Annotated in this window: 14 protein-coding genes; 10 read left to right on the forward strand and 4 right to left on the reverse strand. The window is 40.3% G+C overall.

All coding sequences use genetic code 11. From position 1 onward, the window contains the following. The first annotated feature begins 25 nt into the window (after positions 1–25). From DW182_RS05575 to DW182_RS05585, 3 genes are all read left to right on the forward strand, one after another. Complete coding sequence (locus tag DW182_RS05575; protein WP_118294921.1) at positions 26–580, forward strand: cob(I)yrinic acid a,c-diamide adenosyltransferase; 555 nt, start codon at positions 26–28, stop codon at positions 578–580. A 72-nt stretch (positions 581–652) separates the two neighbouring features. Continuing rightward, entirely contained in the window at positions 653–874 is a 222-nt protein-coding gene (locus DW182_RS05580; protein WP_007212024.1) for a DUF2795 domain-containing protein, read from the forward strand. Positions 875–999: 125 nt separating this feature from the next. Continuing rightward, a complete protein-coding gene (locus tag DW182_RS05585; protein ID WP_118294989.1) occupies positions 1000–3441 on the forward strand; it encodes a helicase-related protein in 2442 nt (813 codons plus the stop codon). Here the strand turns inward: DW182_RS05585 and DW182_RS05590 are convergent. The 3 genes from DW182_RS05590 to DW182_RS05600 all read right to left on the reverse strand — a co-directional run bounded on the left by DW182_RS05590 (position 3436) and on the right by DW182_RS05600 (position 5096). Next, positions 3436–3819 carry a DUF3037 domain-containing protein gene (locus DW182_RS05590; protein WP_118294922.1) on the reverse strand — a complete coding sequence of 128 codons (384 nt, stop codon included), beginning with the start codon at positions 3817–3819 and terminating at the stop codon, positions 3436–3438. The two genes, DW182_RS05585 and DW182_RS05590, sit on opposite strands and share 6 nt — an antisense overlap. Next, positions 3797–4579, reverse strand: a complete 783-nt coding sequence (locus DW182_RS05595) for a HipA family kinase (RefSeq protein WP_118294990.1) — start codon at positions 4577–4579, stop codon at positions 3797–3799. The genes DW182_RS05590 and DW182_RS05595 overlap by 23 nt, the downstream gene beginning before the upstream one ends. A 151-nt stretch (positions 4580–4730) precedes the next feature. Continuing rightward, positions 4731–5096: a DUF488 domain-containing protein gene (locus DW182_RS05600; RefSeq protein WP_118294923.1), complete on the reverse strand. Its 366-nt coding sequence runs from the start codon at positions 5094–5096 to the stop codon at positions 4731–4733. Between the two features lie 194 nt (positions 5097–5290). On the opposite strand from DW182_RS05600, the gene DW182_RS05605 reads away from it, so the two are divergent. Then, positions 5291–8068, forward strand: a complete 2778-nt coding sequence (locus tag DW182_RS05605) for a two-component regulator propeller domain-containing protein (protein ID WP_118294924.1) — start codon at positions 5291–5293, stop codon at positions 8066–8068. Between the two features lie 371 nt (positions 8069–8439). On the opposite strand, the gene DW182_RS22250 is transcribed toward DW182_RS05605, so the two are convergent. Continuing rightward, positions 8440–8685, reverse strand: a complete 246-nt coding sequence (locus DW182_RS22250) for a hypothetical protein (protein ID WP_147400112.1) — start codon at positions 8683–8685, stop codon at positions 8440–8442. A gap of 168 nt (positions 8686–8853) precedes the next feature. Here DW182_RS22250 and DW182_RS05610 point away from each other — a divergent pair, with 168 nt between their 5' ends. The 6 genes from DW182_RS05610 to DW182_RS05635 all read left to right on the forward strand — a co-directional run bounded on the left by DW182_RS05610 (position 8854) and on the right by DW182_RS05635 (position 23445). Next, complete coding sequence (locus DW182_RS05610; RefSeq protein WP_118294925.1) at positions 8854–9369, forward strand: sigma-70 family RNA polymerase sigma factor; 516 nt, start codon at positions 8854–8856, stop codon at positions 9367–9369. A gap of 33 nt (positions 9370–9402) precedes the next feature. Then, the gene (locus DW182_RS05615; RefSeq protein WP_118294926.1) at positions 9403–12663 is read left to right on the forward strand and encodes a TonB-dependent receptor; all 3261 of its coding nucleotides are present in this window, start codon (positions 9403–9405) and stop codon (positions 12661–12663) included. 29 nt (positions 12664–12692) lie between these two features. Next, positions 12693–14627, forward strand: a complete 1935-nt coding sequence (locus DW182_RS05620) for a RagB/SusD family nutrient uptake outer membrane protein (RefSeq protein WP_158580785.1) — start codon at positions 12693–12695, stop codon at positions 14625–14627. 28 nt (positions 14628–14655) lie between these two features. Next, entirely contained in the window at positions 14656–15732 is a 1077-nt protein-coding gene (locus tag DW182_RS05625; protein WP_118294928.1) for an IPT/TIG domain-containing protein, read from the forward strand. A gap of 114 nt (positions 15733–15846) precedes the next feature. After that, positions 15847–19812 carry a T9SS type A sorting domain-containing protein gene (locus tag DW182_RS05630; RefSeq protein WP_118294929.1) on the forward strand — a complete coding sequence of 1322 codons (3966 nt, stop codon included), beginning with the start codon at positions 15847–15849 and terminating at the stop codon, positions 19810–19812. A 150-nt stretch (positions 19813–19962) separates the two neighbouring features. Continuing rightward, on the forward strand, positions 19963–23445 hold the full coding sequence (locus tag DW182_RS05635; protein WP_158580786.1) for a heparinase II/III family protein: 3483 nt from the start codon (positions 19963–19965) through the stop codon (positions 23443–23445). Positions 23446–23449 lie beyond the last annotated feature (4 nt).

A 23449-nucleotide genomic window follows, 5' to 3' on the forward strand; every position in this document is an offset into this window, starting at 1 on the left:
TCTAATCACTAAACACTAATCGCTTATGAAAATATATACTAAAACCGGTGATAAAGGTACCACTTCGTTGGTAGGCGGTACCCGGGTTCCTAAAACCCACGTTCGTCTGGAAGCATACGGCACAGTAGACGAGTTGAACGCTAACTTGGGAGTGCTTATCACTTATTTGTCCGATGAAGCGGATCAGATGCTTGTACGCCATATCCAGGATCGTCTTTTTGCAGTGGGTTCCAATCTTGCTACCGATCTGGAAAAAACGGACTTGAAATGTGCCAGTGTCATTCATCCGGAAGAGATAGAGCGTATCGAACGGGAAATAGACCGGCTTGATAACCTACTTCCCCCGTTACATGTTTTTATATTGCCGGGCGGCAGTCGCGGAGCATCGGTTTGTCATGTTTGCCGCACAGTTTGCCGCAGGGCTGAACGACGTATCCTGGTCTTGGCTGAACAATGCGAAGTAGCTCCTGAATTACTTGCTTATGTGAACCGTTTGTCTGATTATTTGTTTGTCTTGTCACGGAAAATCAACCGGGATGAGAAAAAAGATGAAATATTTTGGGATAATAGTTGTAAGTGAGAGATTTTATTATACTTTTGCCGAAAAATAGAAAGTAGGACTTAATATTCACAATTTTAATACTTAGGACTTATGTATTGGACATTGGAATTAGCATCTAAACTGGAAGATGCTCCCTGGCCGGCAACCAAGGATGAATTAATCGATTATGCCATACGTTCGGGCGCTCCGCTTGAAGTGATTGAAAATTTGCAAGAAATGGAAGATGAAGGCGATATTTATGAGAGCATCGAAGATATATGGCCCGACTATCCGAGCAAAGAGGATTTCTTCTTTAACGAAGAAGAGTATTAGATACGCTTTTTAAAGCCTTGCCATACCTAAGGGGATACGAGGTAGTTAACACATAGAAAGAGGTAGTCCGTAAAATCTGTTTTCGACAGGTTAATGGATTGCCTCTTTTTTATATTTGTTCCATTATGACTGAAACACAAGAAGAAACGGTACGCCGCTTGCCGGAATTGAAAGAACGGCATTTGCCCGGAGATTGCCGGGAAGCGGTGCATACACTGTTAAAAGGGACTTACGGGTACGAACAATTTCGTGACCTAGAAGTGTATGACGACTTATTCAAGGGGAAAGAGACGCTCCACGTTTCGCAGGGGCAATTGATAGAAAGTGTCATTGTTGAAGCGGAAAAGGCACGGAATGGGGAAACGGATGTGGATAATATTCTGCTGACAGCACCTACCGGGGCTGGAAAATCCTTATTGTTCCAATTGCCTGGTATCTATCTGGGCAATGAATACGGGTTGCTTACTATTGTTGTATCTCCTCTGAAGGCATTGATTGTGGATCAGGTGGAAGGTTTACAAGATTTGGGATACACACGCGTAGCGTATGCTTCTTCCGATTTATCGCCTGAGCAAAAGAATGAGGTATATCGGCAGGTGCGTGAAGGTGAGGTGGACTTGTTTTATCTTTCGCCGGAATTATTGCTTTCATATGATATCAAGCACTTCGCAGGTGAGCGTCACATTGGTCTGGTTGTAGTGGATGAGGCTCATACAGTAACTACTTGGGGGAAAGAGTTCCGGGTGGATTATTGGTTCTTGGGACGTTATCTGCAAGGTTTGAAGAAGAGTCTGGGCTATGCATTTCCGCTTTTTGCACTGACGGCTACTGCTGTCTGGAATCCGAAAGGAGGCAACGATATGGTGTTCGAAACGATTCGTTCATTGCAAATGGAACCGTGTGTACTCTATGCAGGTACGGTGAAACGTAGGAATATCGGATTCGATATCCGTCAGATGGAAATAGAAGAAGGCGAAACGTACGATAAAGCCAAACAGCGTGTAGTGGCTGGCCGTGTAGATGATTTCCTCGACGGGCATAAAACGATTCTTTATTATCCTTTTGCGGGGGGCATCGATATGCGTCTGAAGACGTGGGTACAACCTGCTGATTGGCGTTTGGTAGCTTCTTACTATGGTAAGAAGGATAAGGAACAGAAAGCAGCAATTGTACAGGAGTTCAAGGAAGGAGAGAAGCGTATGATTGTAGCCACGAAGGCATTCGGTATGGGTGTGGATATCAGCGACATCGACCGGGTATATCATGTGGCACCTTCCAGTACCTTTGTGGATTATATACAGGAGATAGGACGTGCGGCGCGTGATACGGATATTCATGGCGTTTCGGCAACGGATTATCATGAACGTGACTTTTATTATATGAAACGCCTGCATATGGCGGGTAATATAGCACAGGAACAGTTGTCGTTGATACTGAAAAAGCTGATGGAAGTATATAGGATGAAAGGCGAAAAGCAAGAAATGCTGGTGTCTTTGTCCGACTTCGAATTTGTGGTGAAATTGCCGCGGATGAAAAACAAACTAGAATACGAGGCAGAATTGGGACAGTTGATTAAGACAGCTTTATTATGGTTGGAAGATGATTTGAACCATCGTTACGGAAAGAAGTTGTTAGAGGTCAGTCCGCAGAATCTATTGACGGAAGGATATATCCAGGATAAGACAGGCGATGTTTTTATTCGTGAATTCAAGGAGTATCTTACTAAAGTGGAAGGTACGGAAGACGTGTACACAGCACGTCTGGAAAAACTGTGGGAAGAGCGCTTTGCTGAGCTGGGCTATCGGGAATTTAAGCAAAAGCTGAATAGTGGAACATTGTGGGAAGGCTCTCGTGCAGTATCTGTTGGTAAGCATGAGGTTTTGTTGAAAGAAGATGCCACCGTAATTCGTCAACGGATGGATGCTCTGTTCAATAGCTTGAAGACTCTGCTTGTCGATAAGTTACGGAAGACAAAAGGACGTTTTGATGAAGAAGAATTGCGTGCGGTCTTTGCCGAACATGGTATGGATGTACCATCGGCAAAACGCTTTATTGGCTCGTTGCTGGAGTCACGTACAGAAGAGGGACGCAGTGTGAGCTATATCAGTAGTGTGAAAAAGAAGGATTCCAACGAACTCTCTTTTACAGTGACAAAAGGGTTTGACCTTTTGTTATCCCGTTATCAGAAACTATTCAGTCAACGTATTGTCGGTAAAAAAGGAGATCGTTTATTGTTTTACAGTACGCCATTCTCTGATCTGAATATGCTGCTTAACCTGCTTTCTATGCTCGACTGTCTTTCATTCAGCGTCGAAGGAGGGGGTACACCTTGTGTGCTGGTATGTTTCGATGATCCGAAGAGCCTGCAACAGATCGCATCTTCCGATGAATATCACAATTTGATTCTCGAGAATAATGAACAGGTGTTCCAGGAACAGATCGCACTGTTTTCCTTCTTCTTCGGGACGGATGGAATGGACGATGCGAAGCGTTGGGATTTTATTGAAGACTATTTTACCGGAATGGGAGTGGAAGAGCTGAAAGCGAAGTATGCTGTTCCCCTATAGAACCAGTTCTTTAAATAATCTTTCTAACGTCCTGTCCAAATTGTCGGAGAAACCGGCATGTGGACGGGACGTTTGAATACAGGAACTTCTCACGGCAGTCAGCCAACGAAAACGTTCCGGTACATCGAGTTGAGCTATAGGACCACCATCTTTGGCTCCCGAACATATTTTATTAAATACGTCCAAGTGTGCAAATACCGATTCTCGGTCTACCTCAGAAACATATAGCTCCAGTTTGTCTTCGTTTACCTGGCAAACGGACTTGATGTAGCCTGCTTTTTTTGAGAAAAGGATGACGCCCACATTAAAGAACTCCTCACGTTCTACTTTGGGTACTAGGCGGATAACTGCGTATTCATATAAGTGTTTTCCTTGCATTCTGTGCTTCTTTTACAAATGTTTCGGAATGAGCCAGTCTTTCGGTCAGAAAGCGGGTATAAATATCTCTGATTTCGTTGGGTGTCTCATCTGTATCCTCCCAATGCAACCAGTCGTCAGGGATAAGTGCTACGATCTGTTGTAGCTTTTCCTCTGTCAGCATGGTACGTAAAGTTACATCGGCTTCTTCGAGCCGGGACGCTTCGGGCAGCAATACATGATTCTTGATATAGGCGAAAGGGCTTACCGCATGCTTTTCCCAGTTCTCCCATGAGTGGTGGAAGTAGAGCGAAGCGCCCTGGTCTATCAGCCAGAGTTCCTTGTGCCACATCAGCATATTGGTGTTGCGGAAAGTGCGGTCTATATTCGTGAGGTAGGCATCCAGCCAGACAATGCGGGAAGCCAGATCGGGATCTACTTTGGTTGCCACGGGGTCGAAGGTCAGGGCTCCCGACAAGAAATGCAGTCCGAGGTTCAGACCACGGCTGCCTTGCAACAAATCCTGTATTTCTTCATCTCCTTCGGTGCGACCGAAAGCTTCGTCAAGGTTCAGGAATACCAGTTCCGGTACTCTGAATCCCAGCACACGTGCAACTTCTCCGCCAATCAACTCGGAAATCAGTGCCTTTGTACCGTGACCGGCACCACGAAACTTCACGACGTACTTGAATTCGTCGTCAGCTTCTGCCAGCGCAGGCAATGAGCCGCCTTCACGCAAAGGGGTGATATAACGGGTAAGGTTGACTGTTCGCAACTCTATCATGGTGGTCCTTTCTGAAAAATGGTTATGCTGTCCGCTTTTTCGAGGAACAGCAGTTGCAAAGATAATGCAAATCGAATGCATAACTTTCATGCTTGCATGAAAAAGTTATGCTGGGATGCAGCTTGTCTTCTTTAAAGATAGTGAATATTCACGATTCTCCAAGATATGTTTCAAGAAACTGTTGCAGGATGCGGGCATGGTTGCGGACAGGTTCTTTGGAAGCATATAGCAAAGTGACCGTTTTATAGGATTTGATTTTTGTGAGGAAATCCTGTACTGCCTCCGATGTTTCCAGTTCTTTACGGTACATGGCTGAGAAGCCTTCCCAATTTCCTATGGGATTCTCATGGAACCATTTTCTTAGTTCGGATGAAGGGGTGATTCCTTTTTCCCAGGCATCATATTTCAGATGTTCTTTCTTCATGCCCCGGGGCCAGAGGCGGTCTACCAATACACGGTAACCGTCTGTAGGTTCGGGGTCTTCATACACTCGCTTGATTTTAATCTGTGTCATACCGTTTCCTTTTTATATATTACAGTTCTCTATGTGGGAATGTTCGGTGAATTATATTAAATTGGATTACTTGTCTTCTGCTAAATTATAGCTATTCATGTTTTGTTTCTTTTTTCTTTTGTGATTTTATGAAGGGAATTATCATTTTTTAGTATTTTTGTTTCGAGTTGTATTAATCTGATATAATATGTGCTATGAGATCTATTCTAATATATATATTGTTTAGTCTGTTATCATATACCCTAAATTGTCATGCACAGACTTTTCGGGGTATATCTGTGAGTGACGGATTGCCTGATTTGGTTGTGAATGCTCTTTATAAAGATTCAACGGGATATTTATGGCTTGGAACAAGTAGCTCTATCGAACGTTTTGACGGTGTTCATTTTAAGCATTACTCTATTTCTGCCACTAATGAGAAAGAAAAAGAGGTAAATGTTATTACGGGTATGCCGAATAATGAGGTCTGGTTTGGAAATAATGCGGGACTTTGGCGGATTAATGGAGATGAATTGGAAGGGATAGCACCGGATGTAATAAATAGCAAAGTTTATTCCCTTTTGCATGATGGTGCAGGTCATTTATATGTTGGTGGTGAAGCCGGTTTGTTTATTATCAATGAATCGAAGGTAGATCAAGTGCTTATTGACCCTAATATTTTGTCAGTAGCCAATACGGTTAAGGGATTAGCATTGGATAACAAAGGGAATTTATGGATTGCCACTTTACATGGACTTTACTCGATGTCTTTGACAGACAAAGCTATAAAGGCTTATGAACCGTTGGATGGAGAATTGAGCGTCTCATACAATAATATATATATGATAGGTTCCGTGTTGTATCTGGGAACTCTTGAAAAAGGTATTATTGCTTTTGATACAGAAACAGGCGGGTTTGAGTATTATATGGATTTGGGATGTATTACTTCTTTGTCTGGTGATCAGCATGATTTGCTTTATGTAGGTACCAATGGCAATGGCATTTATTTCATTTCTGCTAAAGATAAGAAGATAGTAAAGAGAATCCAGCACGACCCCAACAGCCGGGAGGGATTACGTTCTAATTCTGTTTATTCGTTACTGGTGGATAGGGATGGAATTATCTGGGCAGGACTTTTTCAAATAGGACTGGACTATTCTCTTTATCAGCACGAGCTATTTTCTGTGTATCAGCATTTACCCGAATTAGATTTAAAATACTTTGCTGTCCGTGCTATAGAGATTGGAGAGAATGATAAACTTATAGGTACTCGTGACGGATTATTCTACATAGATGAGAAAAGAGGTATTTGCAAAGATTTCAGGTCTTCACATTTGCGTTCTCAAATGATAATGTGTAGTTATGCTTTCAACGGAAAATATTATTTGGGAACTTATGGGGGCGGTATGTATGTATTGGATCCTCTAACGGTGACACTTTCTGATTTTGAACCGCAGATTCCGAATCCTTTCATACATGGTCAGGTATTCTCAATCACTTCAGATTATTGGGATAATCTTTGGATAGGGACATCCGAAGGACTTTTTTGTTATAAAGATGGGGAACAAAAGTTTCATTATACCAGTAAGAATTCAAGGTTGCCCGAGGGTAATGTGTATAAAATCTATTTTGATTCCACTCATAGGGGTTGGGTTTGCACGGAAAACGGAATGTGCTTGATTGAATCTTCGTCTGACAGATTGATAACGGACAAATTTCCGGAGGGATTCATTCATAAGAAAATGATCAGAGCTATTTATGAGGATTCCCAACGCAATCTCTATTTTATTCCGGATAAAAGTTCGTTGTTTGTATCGGACTTGATATTGAAGACGTTTAAGGAAATAACCGATACTCCTTTAGACGGAAGGAACTTGCAATTTATAATTGAAGATGACGAACATTGGCTATGGATTGGAACCAGTGATGGACTGTTTCGATATGATAAAGGAGAAAACTTTGTCTCTTATAACTTTGCCGATGGTGTTCCTACATCTATATTTCTGGGCTGTCCTCCTAAGAAGGGAATTGATGGTACGCTGTGGTTTGGGAGCTCTCAGGGACTATTTTATACAAATACCAAGAGAATAAATGATGCTAAAGAGTACCCTTATACCCTTCAGATTACTGGTGTTTCTGTTGATAACACTTCATTTACCTCACCAGTAAAGCGAAAAAAAGGTGAATATGAGATGGCATTGAATTCTTATAAGGAAGAAGTGACAATCTATTTTTCAGATTTCACTTACACCGATCCGAAATATATGTCTTATGAATATAAGATGGAAGGAAAGGATATCCGTTGGATTCCTTTGTCGGGTATATCTAAAATCTCCTTCTATAATATGTCTGCGGACAAACATGTTTTTAAGTTGCGTCGGGCCGGTAACCCGGATTCTGAGATTTGCTTATTGCTTGATAACTCATCTTCTGCCGGTGTTTATTGGATTCCTGTTTTAATTGTTATAGTAGTTATACTGGGAGGTGGGTATTGCTTTTATAGGTGGAGAATAAAGAAAGCGATTTTAGACACTCCGCAATTCCTGTCTTCATCCGAAGAGGCGATTAGTGAAGAAATAGAGAATGACGATTCGCTTCTTTCGGACGATAAATATAAATCCTGTAATATCACGGTTGAAGATTGCCGGGAGCTGACAGAACGTTTGAAGGCAATCATGCGTAATGACAAGCCGTATATTGACCCCAAGCTTAAAATCATAGATTTGGCAGAAACGTTGGATGTCCCTCCTTATAAATTATCTTATTTATTCAATCAATATTTGAAGAGGACTTTTTATGATTATGTGAACGACTATCGCATTGCTGAGTTCAAATATTTAGTGAACAAAGGCGAACATAAAACATATACACTGAGTGCCATGATTGAGAAGTGTGGCTTTATTTCACGTGCATCTTTTTTCCGTTACTTCAAGAAGACAACGGGGATGACGCCTAATGAATATATCAATACTCTGGAACAAGGTAAGAAGTGATTCGTTCTATTTCTCTTGTTAAGCTGAGTTGGCAAGATGTTCCCCTAAGAATATTCAAAACCGCTGCAGTAATGAATTTACTCACCACAGATTAACACAGATTCTCACAGAGTTTAATCAATTTAAAATCAGAGAAATAAAGTTCTGTGAAAATCTGTGTTAATCTGTGGTGAACAACTCATAACCCTACAGAAACGAACTATCTCTGCTAAAATATTTAGATAGTTTACTGATTATCAACAAATAGCATTTACATCTTATTTACTTCATAATGTAAAAGCATTTACCGCAGGATGTAACGGCCTTTACCCCTTATTGTAACGCTCTTTACCTCGGTATGTAACGACCTTTACCTCGGTATGTAAATGAAGTTACCATTTGGGGTAAACAGACTTTTCACGAGAGGAAACAACCATGTACTTATAAGGTAAAGGAAGATGTTCATATCTGTAAAAAGAACCGCGAAGAAGACAGGTTACAGGGATGGGGAAACTTTTCAAATGAATCACAATATAGTCTGTAGATGTACTCTTGGAAGTCGGTAAATGTTTTTGGGTTTCATTAGATGCCTTATTATAGAGCCAAAGAGGAGTGATTTTGCCTTCCAAGCGTCTCAATTTATTATTTGAGACGCTTAGGAGATAATGATAATTAGTTGTTTATTAGTAGTTTATGTGTTTACTTGTTTAAGCCAATAGGGTGATATATTTCAAGGGTTAAATTGCTTTTTTTCTTGCAATCCGGACTCTATATTTGCAATATGAATTAACCCCCGAAATCCTAAAATGAAAGACATGGAAACAAGCAGTATTCATTTAATAGAAGATTCATATAAGAAATATCAGCGTTCAGTTTTTCTTTATATCTATTATAAAATAGGAAATAAAGAAGAGGCCGAAGACTTGGTTCAGGATGTCTTTGTGCGGTTGATAGGTTATCAACAAATGCTTCGTGTTGATACTATAAAACACTTTATATTTACTATCTCCCGTAACTTGCTATATGATTATTTCCGGCATCACTATAAAAGACTGGAAGTTACCTCTTATATATATGATCAAAGAGAAACCTGTACTAATGAAACGGAAGAACAGGTTATAACCCGTGATTTGCTGCTTCTCGAAAAGAAAAAAGTAGCTCAATTGTCAGAACAGCGCCGTAAGGTATATATGATGACTCGTTTTGAAAATAAGACCCTTCCGGAAGTATCACGAATACTTAATCTTTCTTCTCGTACGGTTGAAAATCATTTGTTTGCCAGTAGAAAAATGATACGTGAATATATTCGTCAATGTATATGAATAAATATATTGTTAATTTTTAAATTCAAGTTTATGAAAAATGAATTCTTTAAATTCAAATCAAGGAGAATGCTTTTCTCTGCGATGGCAGCTTCTGTCCTGTTGGCAGGCAGTCCGCAGTTTGTATTTGCAGAAGTGAATGAAGTACAAACCATTATGCAGGTAGGTACTGTGAAAGGACAGGTCGTAGATGCCAATGGTGAACCTGTTATTGGTGCCAATGTTATGGTCAAAGGGACTACGAATGGAGTGATTACTGATATTAATGGTAATTTTGTTTTAAACAATGTTTCTAAAGATGTTCTTCAAGTGTCTTTTATTGGTTATAAAACACAAGAAATATCCTTGAAAGGAAAAAGTAATATAAAGGTTACTTTGCAAGAAGATACGGAAATGTTGGATGAAGTAGTAGTAGTAGGTTATGGTGTTCAGAAAAAGCAGACGCTATCGGGCTCTGTTACTCAGGTAAAGGGTGATGAGGTTTTAAAAGGGAAAGCCACTCAGGATGTAGCTTCAGCTTTGCAAGGTACTATTCCGGGGTTGACTATTACGCGTAGTTCCTCTCGTCCAGGTAATGAGGGTACATCAATTACTTTGCGTGGCGGAATTTCTGTGAATGAAATGTCACCAATGATTGTAATTGATGGAGTAGAGGCATATTCATGGGAATTGTCTCAAATCAATCCGAGTGATATTGAAAGCATCTCTGTGTTGAAAGATGCTGCAGCTGCTATTTACGGTACTAAAGCAGGGGCTGGTGTTATTTTGGTGACAACCAAACGAGGAAAAGAAGGTAAGGCTAAAATAACCTATTCAGGTAGTGTACATGCCAACCTTGTTGGAAAACGCTTTCCTGTTGCAAGCGGACAAGAGTGGGCTGAAATGCTTATTGAAGCAACCACTAATGATGCTTATGCTTATTTGAAGGATGGTGAACCCCAATGGAACTGGTGGATGTGGCCTGAAGATATTTGGAGGACAATGGCAGCCGGTGAAAGATATGAAGGAGTCGTTGCTGGATTGTGGCGCGTGCTGGATCCGACAAGCGACCAGTTTGATGCTGTGTATGGCACTACATGGGGACAGTCGCATACAGTAACCATTAGTGGCGGTAGTGATAAAGTTAAGGCCATGACGTCTTTAGGATATGCCAATGACCGTTCGTTGATTGATTTAGTCTATGATGGACAGAAAAAATATAACTTCCGTACTAATGTTGACTATAAGATTAATGATTGGGTTAAAACAGAATTCAATCTCTCCTATGATAAACGTCATACGAGCACACCGCAACAAGGTGTCGGACATGGTATTCAGGATTTCTATATTTTCCCGCTGTACAATGAATATGGACAATACTATGACACATTTGGTGGAAATAACTTATTGGCAAAGCTTGATGAAGGAGGCCGAAATAATAATACGGAAGAAATTCTAAGACTCGGTGGAAAAATGACCTTGGATCTAAATAAGTTGGTAAAAGGATTGAGCATTTCCGGAAGTGGGAATATCCGTATGCGCCATCATAAGAAGATAGAACGTCAAACTCATGTCACTATGTACGACTGGGCAGGAGAAACTAAAACCTATGATGGACTTCCCGATTATTCTTTGGGTACAGGTGCTGTTAAAACAGAAACTAAAGATGCTGATTGTTGGGTTAAGAATACTCGCGAAGAGGTTCTGTTTCAAACTTATAGCGCTTTCATCAACTATAATAATTCGTTTGCCGATCACACTGTTGGTTTGATGTTAGGTATGACGGGAGAGAAGACGCATTATGAAAAGAACTATGGCTATCGTAAGAATATGACTGTTGATGATTTGGATGATATAAACTTAGGTGATGCAACAACGGCAGAGGCTACGGGTGGTAGTAATGAAGTAGGTATGATATCTTATTTAAGTCGTTTGAACTATGATTATAAAGGTATTTATTTATTAGAAGGTTTGTTCCGTCGTGATGGTTCCTCCAGATTTGCAAAAGAAAATCGTTGGGCTAATTTTGCTGGCGTTTCAGGTGGCGTTCGCTTTTCAGAACTTTCTTTTGTTAAAGACTGGAATATATTCGATAATTTGAAGATTCGTGCATCTTATGGAGAAACAGGTTCTCAGTCTGGTATTGGAGAGTATGATTATGTATCTTCTATTGTCACAGGAACAACTATATTTGGTTTTAATGGAACAAAAGTTCCTACTGCAAGAGTAAATGGAATGACCTCTTCAGATCGTTCTTGGGAACGCGTTGCTACCACAAACTTCGGCTTGGATTTTGGAGTTTTGAATAATCGTCTGACGGGTTCTTTTGAATATTATATTCGTGAAAATAAGGGGATGCTTATTTCAATGACATACCCTTCCGCAATTGGTGCTTCCGCCCCTAAATCCAATAGTGGTAATTTTAGGGCGAATGGTTGGGAATTGATGCTTAATTGGAATGATAAGATTGGAAAAGATTTCACTTACAACGTAGGCTTTACCTTGGCAGATGCTAAAACAGAGATAACTGAGTACAATGGCGCTATTGCCATAAGTAATGGAGTAAACAATAAAGTCAAAGGTAGTGCTTTTATTGAAGGTAAACCATTGAATGCTATCTATGTATATAAGACTGATGGCTATTTGCAGAATGAAGCAGAAGTAGATGCATACTATAAGGAAATTACTAAAACTGCCGGTGGTATTCATCCTACTCAAGGAACCAGTGATCAGTTATGCCCAGGTTCTGTAAGAAAAGTCGATATTAGCGGAGATGGAAGAATTACGACTGATGACCTTTATTACTATGGTGATGCCAATCCTCATTATCAATTTGGTATCAATTTAGGGGCCAACTATAAAAACTTTGATTTCTCTATGTTTATTCAAGGTGTAGGCAAGCAAAATGTAGTTCGTGAAGGCCAGATGTCTTCACCATGGTATAGTGGATGGACTAATCAGAATGCAACGTTTATGGGTAATACGTGGACTGAAGATAATACTCATGCGCGTTATCCTATCATGTCACGAAATGGTGCTCGTAATAACTGGAATTATAAATGGTATAATGACATTAACATCAACAATTGTTGGTATGCCAGAGCTAAGAATATCGTTTTAGGATATACCTTGCCAAAGTCATGGTTGAAAAAGGCGTCTCTTGAGAATCTTCGCTTATATATTGCAGCTGATAACTTATTTGAATTTTCTAATGTGAAAGATGGTTTCGATCCGGAAAGCAAAGTGGCGACAGGACAAGGTAATGTGGATGTATATGCTCGTACTGTTTCATTTGGTATCGACCTGACTTTCTAATCTGTATTAATATTAAAAAGAGAATGAATATGAAAACATATAAAATGCTGTTATCCCTGATTATGGGGGGAATGTTAACAACTGGTTGTGTCAGTGATTTCTTGAACTTAGATCCTTTGGATTCTCAAACAGAAGCCATTTACTTCAAGACTTTAGCCGATTTTCAATATGTAGCAAATGATCTGCATACGAATGTATGGGCGTGGAATGGTAATGATACGTATGGTATTAATTTCGATTATGGTACTGACTTGATTCTGAATGGAGCCGATGATGTTAGTGGTACCAATTCAGCACCTACAAGTGACAAGTATTGGGATAAGGCATACGAATGGTTGCGAAAAGTCAATATTCTGATATCCAAAGGAGAAAAGTATTCAGATCAGGAAGAAATTGCAGGTCCCGTTGGACAAGCCTATTTTTTCCGTGCATGGCATCATTTCTTTTTGCTGAAACGCTATGGTGGTGTACCTATTGCCAATCAAGTTACTACTATTTCTACAGATGACCCTGTGGTTTGGGGACCTCGTGCCTCACGTTATGAGGTTGTTAAGCAAATATTGGACGATTTGGATATTGCAATCGCCAAATTGGCACGGACTACTGTTGCAAGTACCGGTAATGATGGACATGTGACATTGGAAGCTGCTAAAGCACTTAAAGCACGTGTGTGTTTATTTGAAGGAACTTGGGATAAGTATGTGGGTACCAAAACCGATGGTGATGGAAATAAAAATGGTGCAGGTATCAATAAACCGGCAGACTATCCTTCGGTCGAACAATTCCTAACCATGGCAAAAAATCTTTCTAAGGATATTATTGACAGTCAAACTTTTGAATTGTGGAAGGGCGTAGAAGATGTTAGTTCTATTTCTTCTGTAAAAAATCCGGATATGTACGCACATTGTAGCTATTATTATTTATTTAACTTGGAAGGTACCGATTCTAATCCGGCTGGTTTGGATAAATCCTCTAATAAAGAATCTATTTTTCGTAGCGTGTACGATGCGGTAAACCGTAAAAGTAATACTAATCTGACACATACGGCTCCTGCGGGTATGACTCGTAAATTGATGGATATGTATCTTTGTACAGACGGCTTGCCGGTTCATTTATCACCTAACTTCAAAGGATACACGGTCATGAATGCAGAACTGGAAAACCGGGATTACCGTTTGACCGCTTGTGTACGCCCTGCGATGAGTTATAACTGGGGATGGGGAAAATATAATACAGGTGCTCAGTATGATGTCGATATCTATTCATTGGCAGCTGCCCAGTATCAAAGTGTCCCTAATTTGCGTAATGCTGGTGCCGGAACAGGGGGACGTAAGTTTTGTAGTGAGTTGAACTCTTTGGGTGATGCAGGTCACGAAGCGATGGACTATATGCATATTCGCTACTCAGAGATACTGCTGATTTATGCCGAAGCTGTTTGCGAATTGGGTGGAGGAAATATATCTGATGCGGATTTGGATTATTCAATAAATAAAGTGCGTGAGCGTGCAGGGGTAGCACCATTAAATGCAGCTTTGATTGCAAAAGCCAATTCCTTAGGAGGACAGTTAGACTTCCTCGGTGAGATTCGTCGTGAACGCGCTTTGGAACTTTATGGAGAGGGTTCTCGTTTAAATGACCTTTGCCGTTGGGGGATTGCTGAGGCTGAATTGGCTGGCGAAAATCGTTGCGGTGCTTATCTGGAGTATGAAGGTACAGATTCATATTTGAAGACATTAATCAATCCTATTGATAATAAACCGGTTTATGAGGCGAGTGGTTATGCCGGTAAGATTAATGAAAAAGAAATTAAGTATTCCTATGCAGGGATAACTCCAACAAAACCAGGAGCAATTATTGTAGAGCAGGCAGCCAATCGTAAGTTTGCTTTAAAAAATTATTTGTTGCCCATTCCTACAGATCAGATCAAGTTGAATCCTCAGTTATTACAAAATCCTCAATGGTAATAAACGTAATTAATAAAAAATAGAGAATATGAAAAAGATATATAATTCTATAATATTAGGTGTTTTCTTGCTTTTGACCGTTTTTATAGGTGCGGCCTGTTCGGATGATGATGAAACCGGATTGAATAAATATCCGGCTCCGACAATCACAGAGTTTTATCCGAATGATGGATATCCAAGTAGTATAGTAACTATAAAAGGTACAAACTTTGGGAAAGAGCGTGCCGAACGGATAGGACGTGTTTATTTTGGTGGGATCGAAGCTAAGGAGTACACCGATTGGTCGGATACTGAAATTAAGGTACGTGTGCCAGATAATGCAATGTCTGGTAATATTACACTTTGGATTTGGAAAAATAGCACGGAGACAGCAAGTGAATTTACTTGCATTCCGGGAGCTGTAATAACAAGTATTACTCCCAATCCGACTTTTCCGGGAACTACTATAACTTTGACAGGCAAGAACTTCCAGTCTTTTATAGACAAAGGACTCACTCCCGCTGATGTTATTGTTGAATTTAAAGCTGATGAAGGTGTGGTTACTTCTACGTGTAAAGAACTGACTGCAACGACACTTACTGTCGATGTACCGACTAATGCAATAGGAGGAAATGTTTCAGTTAAGTTTGGGGATCTTCAGAAAATTACCGGACCGGAACTGACTTTTGCAGGAGATGTGAAATTTTCATTTATGGACTACGTTGAAACGAATGGTTCCATAAAAGTTGCAGATGGAAACATTGATAGTACCAAAGATGGAGCGTATGTGATCTTTAAGTTTACTGCTCCGGTAACTGGTCTTTTTGATGTCTATACATTGGCTGCAACCATGAAAGATGGCAGTTCATTGAATGTAAATATCGGAGATAATTTAAATGTGTTGAGAAGTCAGGAACTTAATGCTGCTTTGACAAAAGAAGTCGTGAATAGAGGTAATTGGACAACGGATACTAAAGGGATTTATGGACCGTTTTCCTTGAAAGCAGCTACGGAGTATTATTTGAAAGTTACTTTCTTGACAACTTCTGGATCGTGGGTTGCCAATCTGCATGAACTTGGTTTGGTATTCTCGGCAGATCAAACTCAAACACCGGTCAATGACTAAGTACGGATAGAGAATCCCTACTAAACTGTTTAAGCCTGTTTCAATTTTCCTTTTTAAAGAAGATTGGGTAATATTGAAACAGGCTTTTTATAATTGTCTTAAACTACGAATACCATGAAAACCTGTTTTATTTTTATATTCTTTATTCTTTTAGGAATTGGAAATCCGGTGCATGCTCAACACTTGGATGAAATTGTTTTTGGTGATGAGGTTAGTGAGATGCAGCATGGCTTGACAACCTATTCTCCCTCTAAAACAGCAATAAGCAGTGGTGGCTTGTTGAATCAGACAAATCGTTTTTTTCTTCCCAATACAGAGAATCCTTTTCAAGGCGCATATACAGGAATATATGGCGGAGAAATAAATTTGACCCTGAAAGTAGATGGCGAATGCCAGAACTATTTTACTGTAAAATTTTCAGGAAGTGAGGGGAATGATGAGCGAATCATTCTGGAAGTGGAAGGCAAGGAAGTTGGGAACCGCTACCATTCTAATGAAGATTATTTCTTAGGCGAATTGAATAAAGTGGGTCCCGGTTCTTTTTGTTTTAGGACAATGCCGATCCCCCGTACTTTGACGGACGGGAAAGAATATGTAAAAGTACGTTTACGCTCTACCGGGCGTTTCTATGGTTATGGAACGCAATCGCAATATGCTACTTATCAAAGGGCAATGACTGGAAATACGATTGGACTTTATAAAATGTTTGTGCACACTGACCCTGGGTTTGCTATTCCAAAAGTTGAGTTAGGAGGGAAGACTCCTTCTTATTCCGCATCAGAAAGTAATGTGGCTACAAATCTGATAGCACTCAAAGAAAGTGCTGTTTCCAGTGCCAATTCTTATTTCACTTCTTTATTGAATGGAAGTGATTTTGTGAAAACAGATCCCAATAACTATTATCATCCGGTTGAAGCTTTAGCGCAGGCTTATTTCATTCCTGAAATTTCCAAGATTTATCAGAAACAAAGTGTAGTGGATAAATTACTTAAATTCTTGGATAACATGGTCATTAATAATTATAACAACGAACAAACAGCAAAAACTTCTTGGGGAGGTGCGTTTGGACGTCAGGGGTATGCCATGTCGATGATATTTGATAAAATAAGCCAATCGTTCCTTAACGAAGTGGTTGATCTTGGAGGTGGCGCAGGAAAAACCCGTAGGGAGCAATGGTGTGAGACATTCAAATCCAGCTTTGATTTTGGAGCTGGCTCACGGAAGACGATTACTAATCAGGAAATGGAATGCGCCGCTTCTGTTTATGGAGCAGCACTTGCCTTGTATAAATTAGATGCTGCTACTTACGCTGCTTATCCGGCCATTGGATTGAGAATGGTGCAGGAAGCATGTGGTGTGAAAGAATTTACTGGAAATGTTACTAACTTGAACTCAACCAATCCTCAATTGGGAAATCCAGCGAGTTCGAGCAAAGGGGCCGGATATTTTTGGATGACGGCAAAAGGAACTTCTCACGAACCGGGTTGGGTAGGTCCCGACTGTTATGGTAATTTAGGAGGAAAAATGATGGAGATGTATAAAATGACAGTACATCATTTGGGAGATAAAGGAGACCTTGATATACTTCAGATGGCAGTAAATCATGTGAAGACGCAAGCTCTGTTTACGTATCCGTTTGTAGGGAGTGATGGTAAGAAGGATATTTTGGGAGAGGGGTATATTTGCTATCGAAATCAGGCCGTTCCGGGTGAAAGTTTCTATACGTCTTTTTCTGTGGCCGGTATTTCTAAGGATGAAGCCTTGCTTGGATATCTGAAACAAGCAATAAAGGATGGGCGGTTCCTGTCTCTCTCAAGTGATGATTTCAAACATACCTCTAATTTATATATATTTGAAACGATTGGGGCTTTAAATACAAGTAATTCGACTATTCAGATACCTACTACTCCGGGAGAACCCAATTTCTGTTTTGCTGATGAAGAAAATGGAGTTGTCAGCATTAAAAAAGGAGAAGAGCAATTGATGCTTAATTTTTATTTTCGTGAAGAAGCGGATAACAGATTGGTAAGAGGGCATCATATCACCACAGATTATCAACGTTTTTTTGAGGTGAAAACTGATAAGACAGAAGCACGTTATGTAGCTTCTTATCGCACTCGTGATGGTTGGGTTAATGGACCGAGTACTTCATATGGTACACCTCCGGACAACCCGACAAGTGCTTATGAAGGACAGGTTGAGTATTACAACTCTTATGATGGTGTTAACTATAATACTGGCAGGCTGTTGAAAGATTATTATTTTCTTAGATATGGGAAGTTTTTGATTGCAATGAATACTTTGTCTGACACTTCTAAAACAATAGAATTTCCAAATGAATTGGTAGGTGCTTCTGCATGGCAGTTTCATACAGAAACTTCAATAACTCTTCCTGCTACGATGCAGTTACCTCCCTGTTCCACCTATGTCTTTATACTGGATGACAATACTACTCAGGCGGGATTAATAGTCGATAATGTAGCTGATATTTCTACAAATAAGGATTTGTTGAAAGCTGCCGTTAGTGAAAAGGAAGCTTTTGCACAACTGCCGGAAACTGCTTCAAATATTTCTTTAGTCGGAATGGGAGGAAAATACAAACCGGATTTATTTCTTCGCTTTATGAGAGATTTATCATATGCAAAAACTATTGCCAATAATTCCAAAGTTACTCAGGAAATGGTAGACACAGCTCTTGCCGATTTGAATGATGCATATTCTGCATTGATAAACGAAACATTTACTTATGATCCTTGCTCAATACCAGGAATGGTAGACTTTGATAAGAAAATGGCTACAGGTGGAACTATTACTATTGGAAGTGCTACCGGAGATATTGGGAGTACCAGACAAGGTGCTTATGTAGTGGTTCCGTTACTTGCAACTACATCGGGCAATTATATTGTAACAATAAAAGCGGCCACTACTCGCAGTTCGGATGTTTCTCCTCGAATAAACCTTGCTTTGATAGATGAGTCAACCGATTTTGTTAATTACAAAGTGGACGAAAACAATAGTAAATTGATCAAACAGGAAAGTAGCTGGTCGAATTACAGCGAATATAAATGGAGCTTTGATTTGAATGCTGACGACTTGAGATTTATGCGATTGACTTTCTTGGTAAATGATGCCGGTTGGGCAGTGAACGTAGGAGATATTGTCTTTAAACTGTCAAGTTCATGGGACAGGTTGCAAGAATTAATTTCTAATGCTCAGGAAATTTTGGATAAGTTCAGTAATCCGGATAATCCAGCTTATGCCAGTGTAAGTGATGCGGATAGAAATATGTTGAAAGATGCAATAAATAATGCCAGGCTGATATCCTCAGATGCATCAGATGATGATTGTGATAATGGACTGAATGCTTTGCAAAGTGCCATTGACCGTTTTAATGATGCAATATCAACGGTGAATATGATTCCCGGGGCAATCAATCTTTCATCCTATGAAGAGACATTCGGTTCTATCATAGTTGAATCGGCTATCGGAAGTACAAAGAATAACTCTGGAATTATCTATAAAGTACGTCCCCGTATGGATGGGGTTTATATTCCTTCTATCAGCGCATCGACTAATACAGAGGCAGCGGATAATCCTCGGGTTAATATATCGGTTTCATCCGACCTGGAAACTTTAAAAGAACAGCCTGTGGATCCGGACAATTCCGTTCTTGTTGAAAAAGGTGCTAACGGATGGAATACTTTTAAGATCTATAAGTTTCCCGAAACGGCATCACTGAGTGTCAATCAGGACTATTATATATTATTGAGGTTCTTGACTGATGTAAACTGGTGTGTAAACCTTAATTCTTTGAGCATGACCCTTAAAGACACAGGGACATCAATTGAGAAGCCTGAAACGGAAAAGCCTGTGATTTTCTATCCTAATCCAGCGGCAGACTATATCATAGCTGGTTGTAGTGGTAAGATTGTGATTTCCGATTTGAAAGGTATTGCTCATATAGACAGACTGGTCAATGCTGGCGAAAGGATAGACTTAGGAATTTTGGTCTCTGGATTTTATATAGTCAATATGATCAGTAATGATAAATTGTACGTTGCAAAAATGATTAAGAAGTAAGGGCAATTGCCCTTCTTCTTAATTATAAAATAGAGGTATATAGAGAGTGTATTGCCTACTTTATCCGTGTTAATGGACTCTACTACCTTGTCTGTACAACGGTTGTCGCAACTATTGAATGACTCACGGTGCTTTATTAAATTTTGTACAATGAAATATATATTATTTTTTTTAAGTGTATTTTTTCAGATATCGGTTCTTGCTCAGCCTAATATAAAGCTCATAACTGACAAGAATACTAGTTCGGCCTCACTTCCGATGCAGGTTGTCTATGCGCATCCGGATGGTGAAAAAGGATGGTATCTGAGAGGATTGAATACAGAACATGATGGTACTTATGATGTGAGGCAATATTACGGTTTGCGCATGCACATCAAGAGTGATAGCAATAAACCGATAAATATTCGGTGTTGTATGAAACGTGCTGTTACAAAAGATCGGCATAATTGGGCGGATAGTACTTCCGTTGTAGTGCAAGTACCTGGAGGAGAATGGCAAAGTATTCTGATTCCTATCACTGCTTTTAATTATAATAGAGGACAGGAGTATTTTCTTAAATACATAAAAGAGATCATGATATTTGTAGAGAATGCAGACCATTCTCCTGGGATAGTTAACTTGAAAGATGTTTGCTTGGTAAAAGCGCATACTTTAGCGATGGAAACAGATATCTATTCGCGTCCATTGAATGAAAAGCATGAAACGGATTATCAAGTTAGGGTGACAAATACTTCGGTAGTTCCACAGGCTGTTACATTGCAGTTTAAAAAGGATGGTTGGGAAGGGATGAAGGCGGAAGTAATTCCTTCCTCATTGTTTTTGAATCCCAATGAGTCTTCTTTAGTGACTGTTAAAGTAAAAGGCTCTGATTATCTTCCTGCCGGAGCGCATGAAAGTACGATTCTGCAAGCAATACCTTTGATGCATGATGGAAAAACCGAAGAGATAGAGCTGATTTCAGTTGTCCCGGTACGTTCTCCTTTTATAACTCATGATGCAAATGGTTGGGCGGAAGTTAAGCGAAAAGTGGATAAATATGATTGGGCAAAACAAGAGTTGCAAGAGTTTATTCAGGTTGCGGAGGCATTCAAGGTACCTGAAGTAAGAAAAGGAACCATGTCCGACCAAGGTACCGAAGGCCTGGTACGTGCATATATAGAGTCTTCACTTCACCGAACAGCTGTAGCCTATTATCTGACTGGTAATCGTACTTACGGAGAAAAAGTAGCCGAGACCTTACGTCGTTTGACAGATCCGGTAATGGGATATCCACGAACTCAACATCTTACGTTTCAGGGAATTCCACAAGAAGGAGGAACAATGGAAGGTTTGTTGTTGGCTTATGACTTGATAAAGGAATCAGGGTTATTATCAAAAGAAGATTGTAAGAATGTGGAGAATACATTCCGTCTTTTTTGTTTGAATTTTATAGATATGATGGGAGATGGCGGTATCTCCAATTGGAGCGTATTCAATTTGGGGCCGGCTGCGGAATGTGCTCTGATGTTGCAGGATATGCATTTGTTCAATCAAATAGCTTATGGTCCTTGTGGTCTTATAGATCATTTACGTTACGGTACTATGGATGATGGATGGTGGTATGAGATGTCATTGAGTTATAATATAGGATGTGCTATGTGCTATACGACTACTGCATTGGCTGCACGTGCTTTCGGAATAGATTGGATCAATCAGAAATTTCCGTCTTCATTAACTCGCAATGTAGGATTGCGTCCGTTCGAGTATGAGAATTTATTGGGAATGGCGTTTGGTAAATTTGGTCCTCTGAAACAAAATACGATAGATATTAAACGTATGTGGGACGGCATACTCCTTTACCCGGATTATCGTGGGGTGATGTTCGGAATGGGCGATGGACATGAACAGGTATTATCGGGAGACCAGTTCGAACTGGCCTACTATGTATTTCGTGATCCACGCTATGCATCGCTGCTGAAGCGTTCGGAAAAGCGAAGCTTGATTTATGGTGTGCCGGAGCTTCCCGAAGAAACTCCTGAGATTGCGAGTTTATCGGGATATTCAGACAATGCCGGAATTGCGGTTCTTCGTTCCCAGACCAAGAACCGTTCACAGAGGGAACAGTTGCAAGTAGCACTGAAGTACGGTACACATGGCAGCTATCACGGACATTTCGACCGTATTAGCCTGCTTTCCATGATGCGTTATGGACGTAGTTTTTATAATCCGGAAACATCATGGTTTGGCTATGGATCGTATATGTATAAATGGTGGGTACAATCATCCATGTCGCATAATATGGTAGTGGTGGACGGCAAAATGCAGGAGCCGACTTCGTGTGACCAATTCCTGTTCTATTCGGGAAATATGATGCAAGTTCATGCAATGAGCACTGATGCCCGCTGGAGCAATTCTCCTTATTTGGGAGGATATGATCAGATAGAAAATATTAAGGCTGGAAAGGCACCATACGTGCCTATTGTGCAGGGGCATCCGAAGCCGGGAGATATTGGAGGATATTCCGAGCCGGTGCACCAGCGTCGCCTGACCGTGGTGACAGATGACTATGTGATATTGGCCGACTATCTGAAGGGAGATGAAAAACATACGTTTGAAAATCTGCTCCAGTTAAGGGGCGCACAACCGGAATGTGAACTGAAATTTGTGTCGCACATTCCTCAATGGAATGACGATCCTCTGAATTCCGGACAATTCATTACTAACGTTAACCGCTACCAATATCAGCAGGGGGGCAAAGTAACATCCGTTCATCATTTCGCTCCCAAAGGGAAAGATGGTAAGAACCTGGCTGTCAACAACTGGGAAACCGGTGGACAGAACCGGCTTTATAATGAACCGGGTGATTTGAATATAGACGTTTATATGGCATGGCCCCGCAAGGCGGAGGTGAAAATTGGCGACTATGCCGAAGACTGGGGTATCAGCAAAATGCTGGATTATCAAGTGAAGGCGGATGGTGAACTGATGGCTCAAGGCACCATTGGTACGTGGATACTTGGTAAACAACACTTGAATGTGCCGTTGAAGGACAAGAAGGAACTGACACTGACTGTCAGGACAGACTGTCGGCAGGAAAGGAAAAAGACCTTGATTTTGGCAGATGCTTATTTTATTACAGACAAAGGCCGGAAGATAGCACTGTCTTCATTAAAGGCAGTGACAGAGAATGTGGCAGCTCTGCCTGTCAATGGAAAAGACTATGAAAATGGCCCTATAAAAATAGCTGGAGATTCTTATAAGGAAAGTATAGGTGTGGAACCTGATAATGCAAAAGAGGAAGCTCGATTATCGTACGATTTGCAAGGGCTTAATGTTGTTCGCTTGGAAGGAGTTATCGGTGGTGATTATCCTGTAGGCGAAGAAAATCAGTTGAGAAAAGTGGTAGGTGTATGTTTACAAGGTAATGAAGCTATTTATGTCACGGTGATAGAACCACATGAAGGAAAACCTTTGGTGAGAAAAGTTGATGCTGACAATCCGTCCAAGATAATAGTGGAGTTAATTGACGGAAGAATGCAGGAAATAGACATACAAGGATTCTATGGTGTGGAGAAAAAGACGGCAGTGTCAATAGTAGAAAGAAAAGGTAAGATGGAAATACGTTCAGAATCAACAAATACTTTATATAATTGATTAA

It is taken from the genome of Bacteroides sp. AM16-24 (genome assembly GCF_003471885.1).
Lineage (GTDB): Bacteria > Bacteroidota > Bacteroidia > Bacteroidales > Bacteroidaceae > Bacteroides.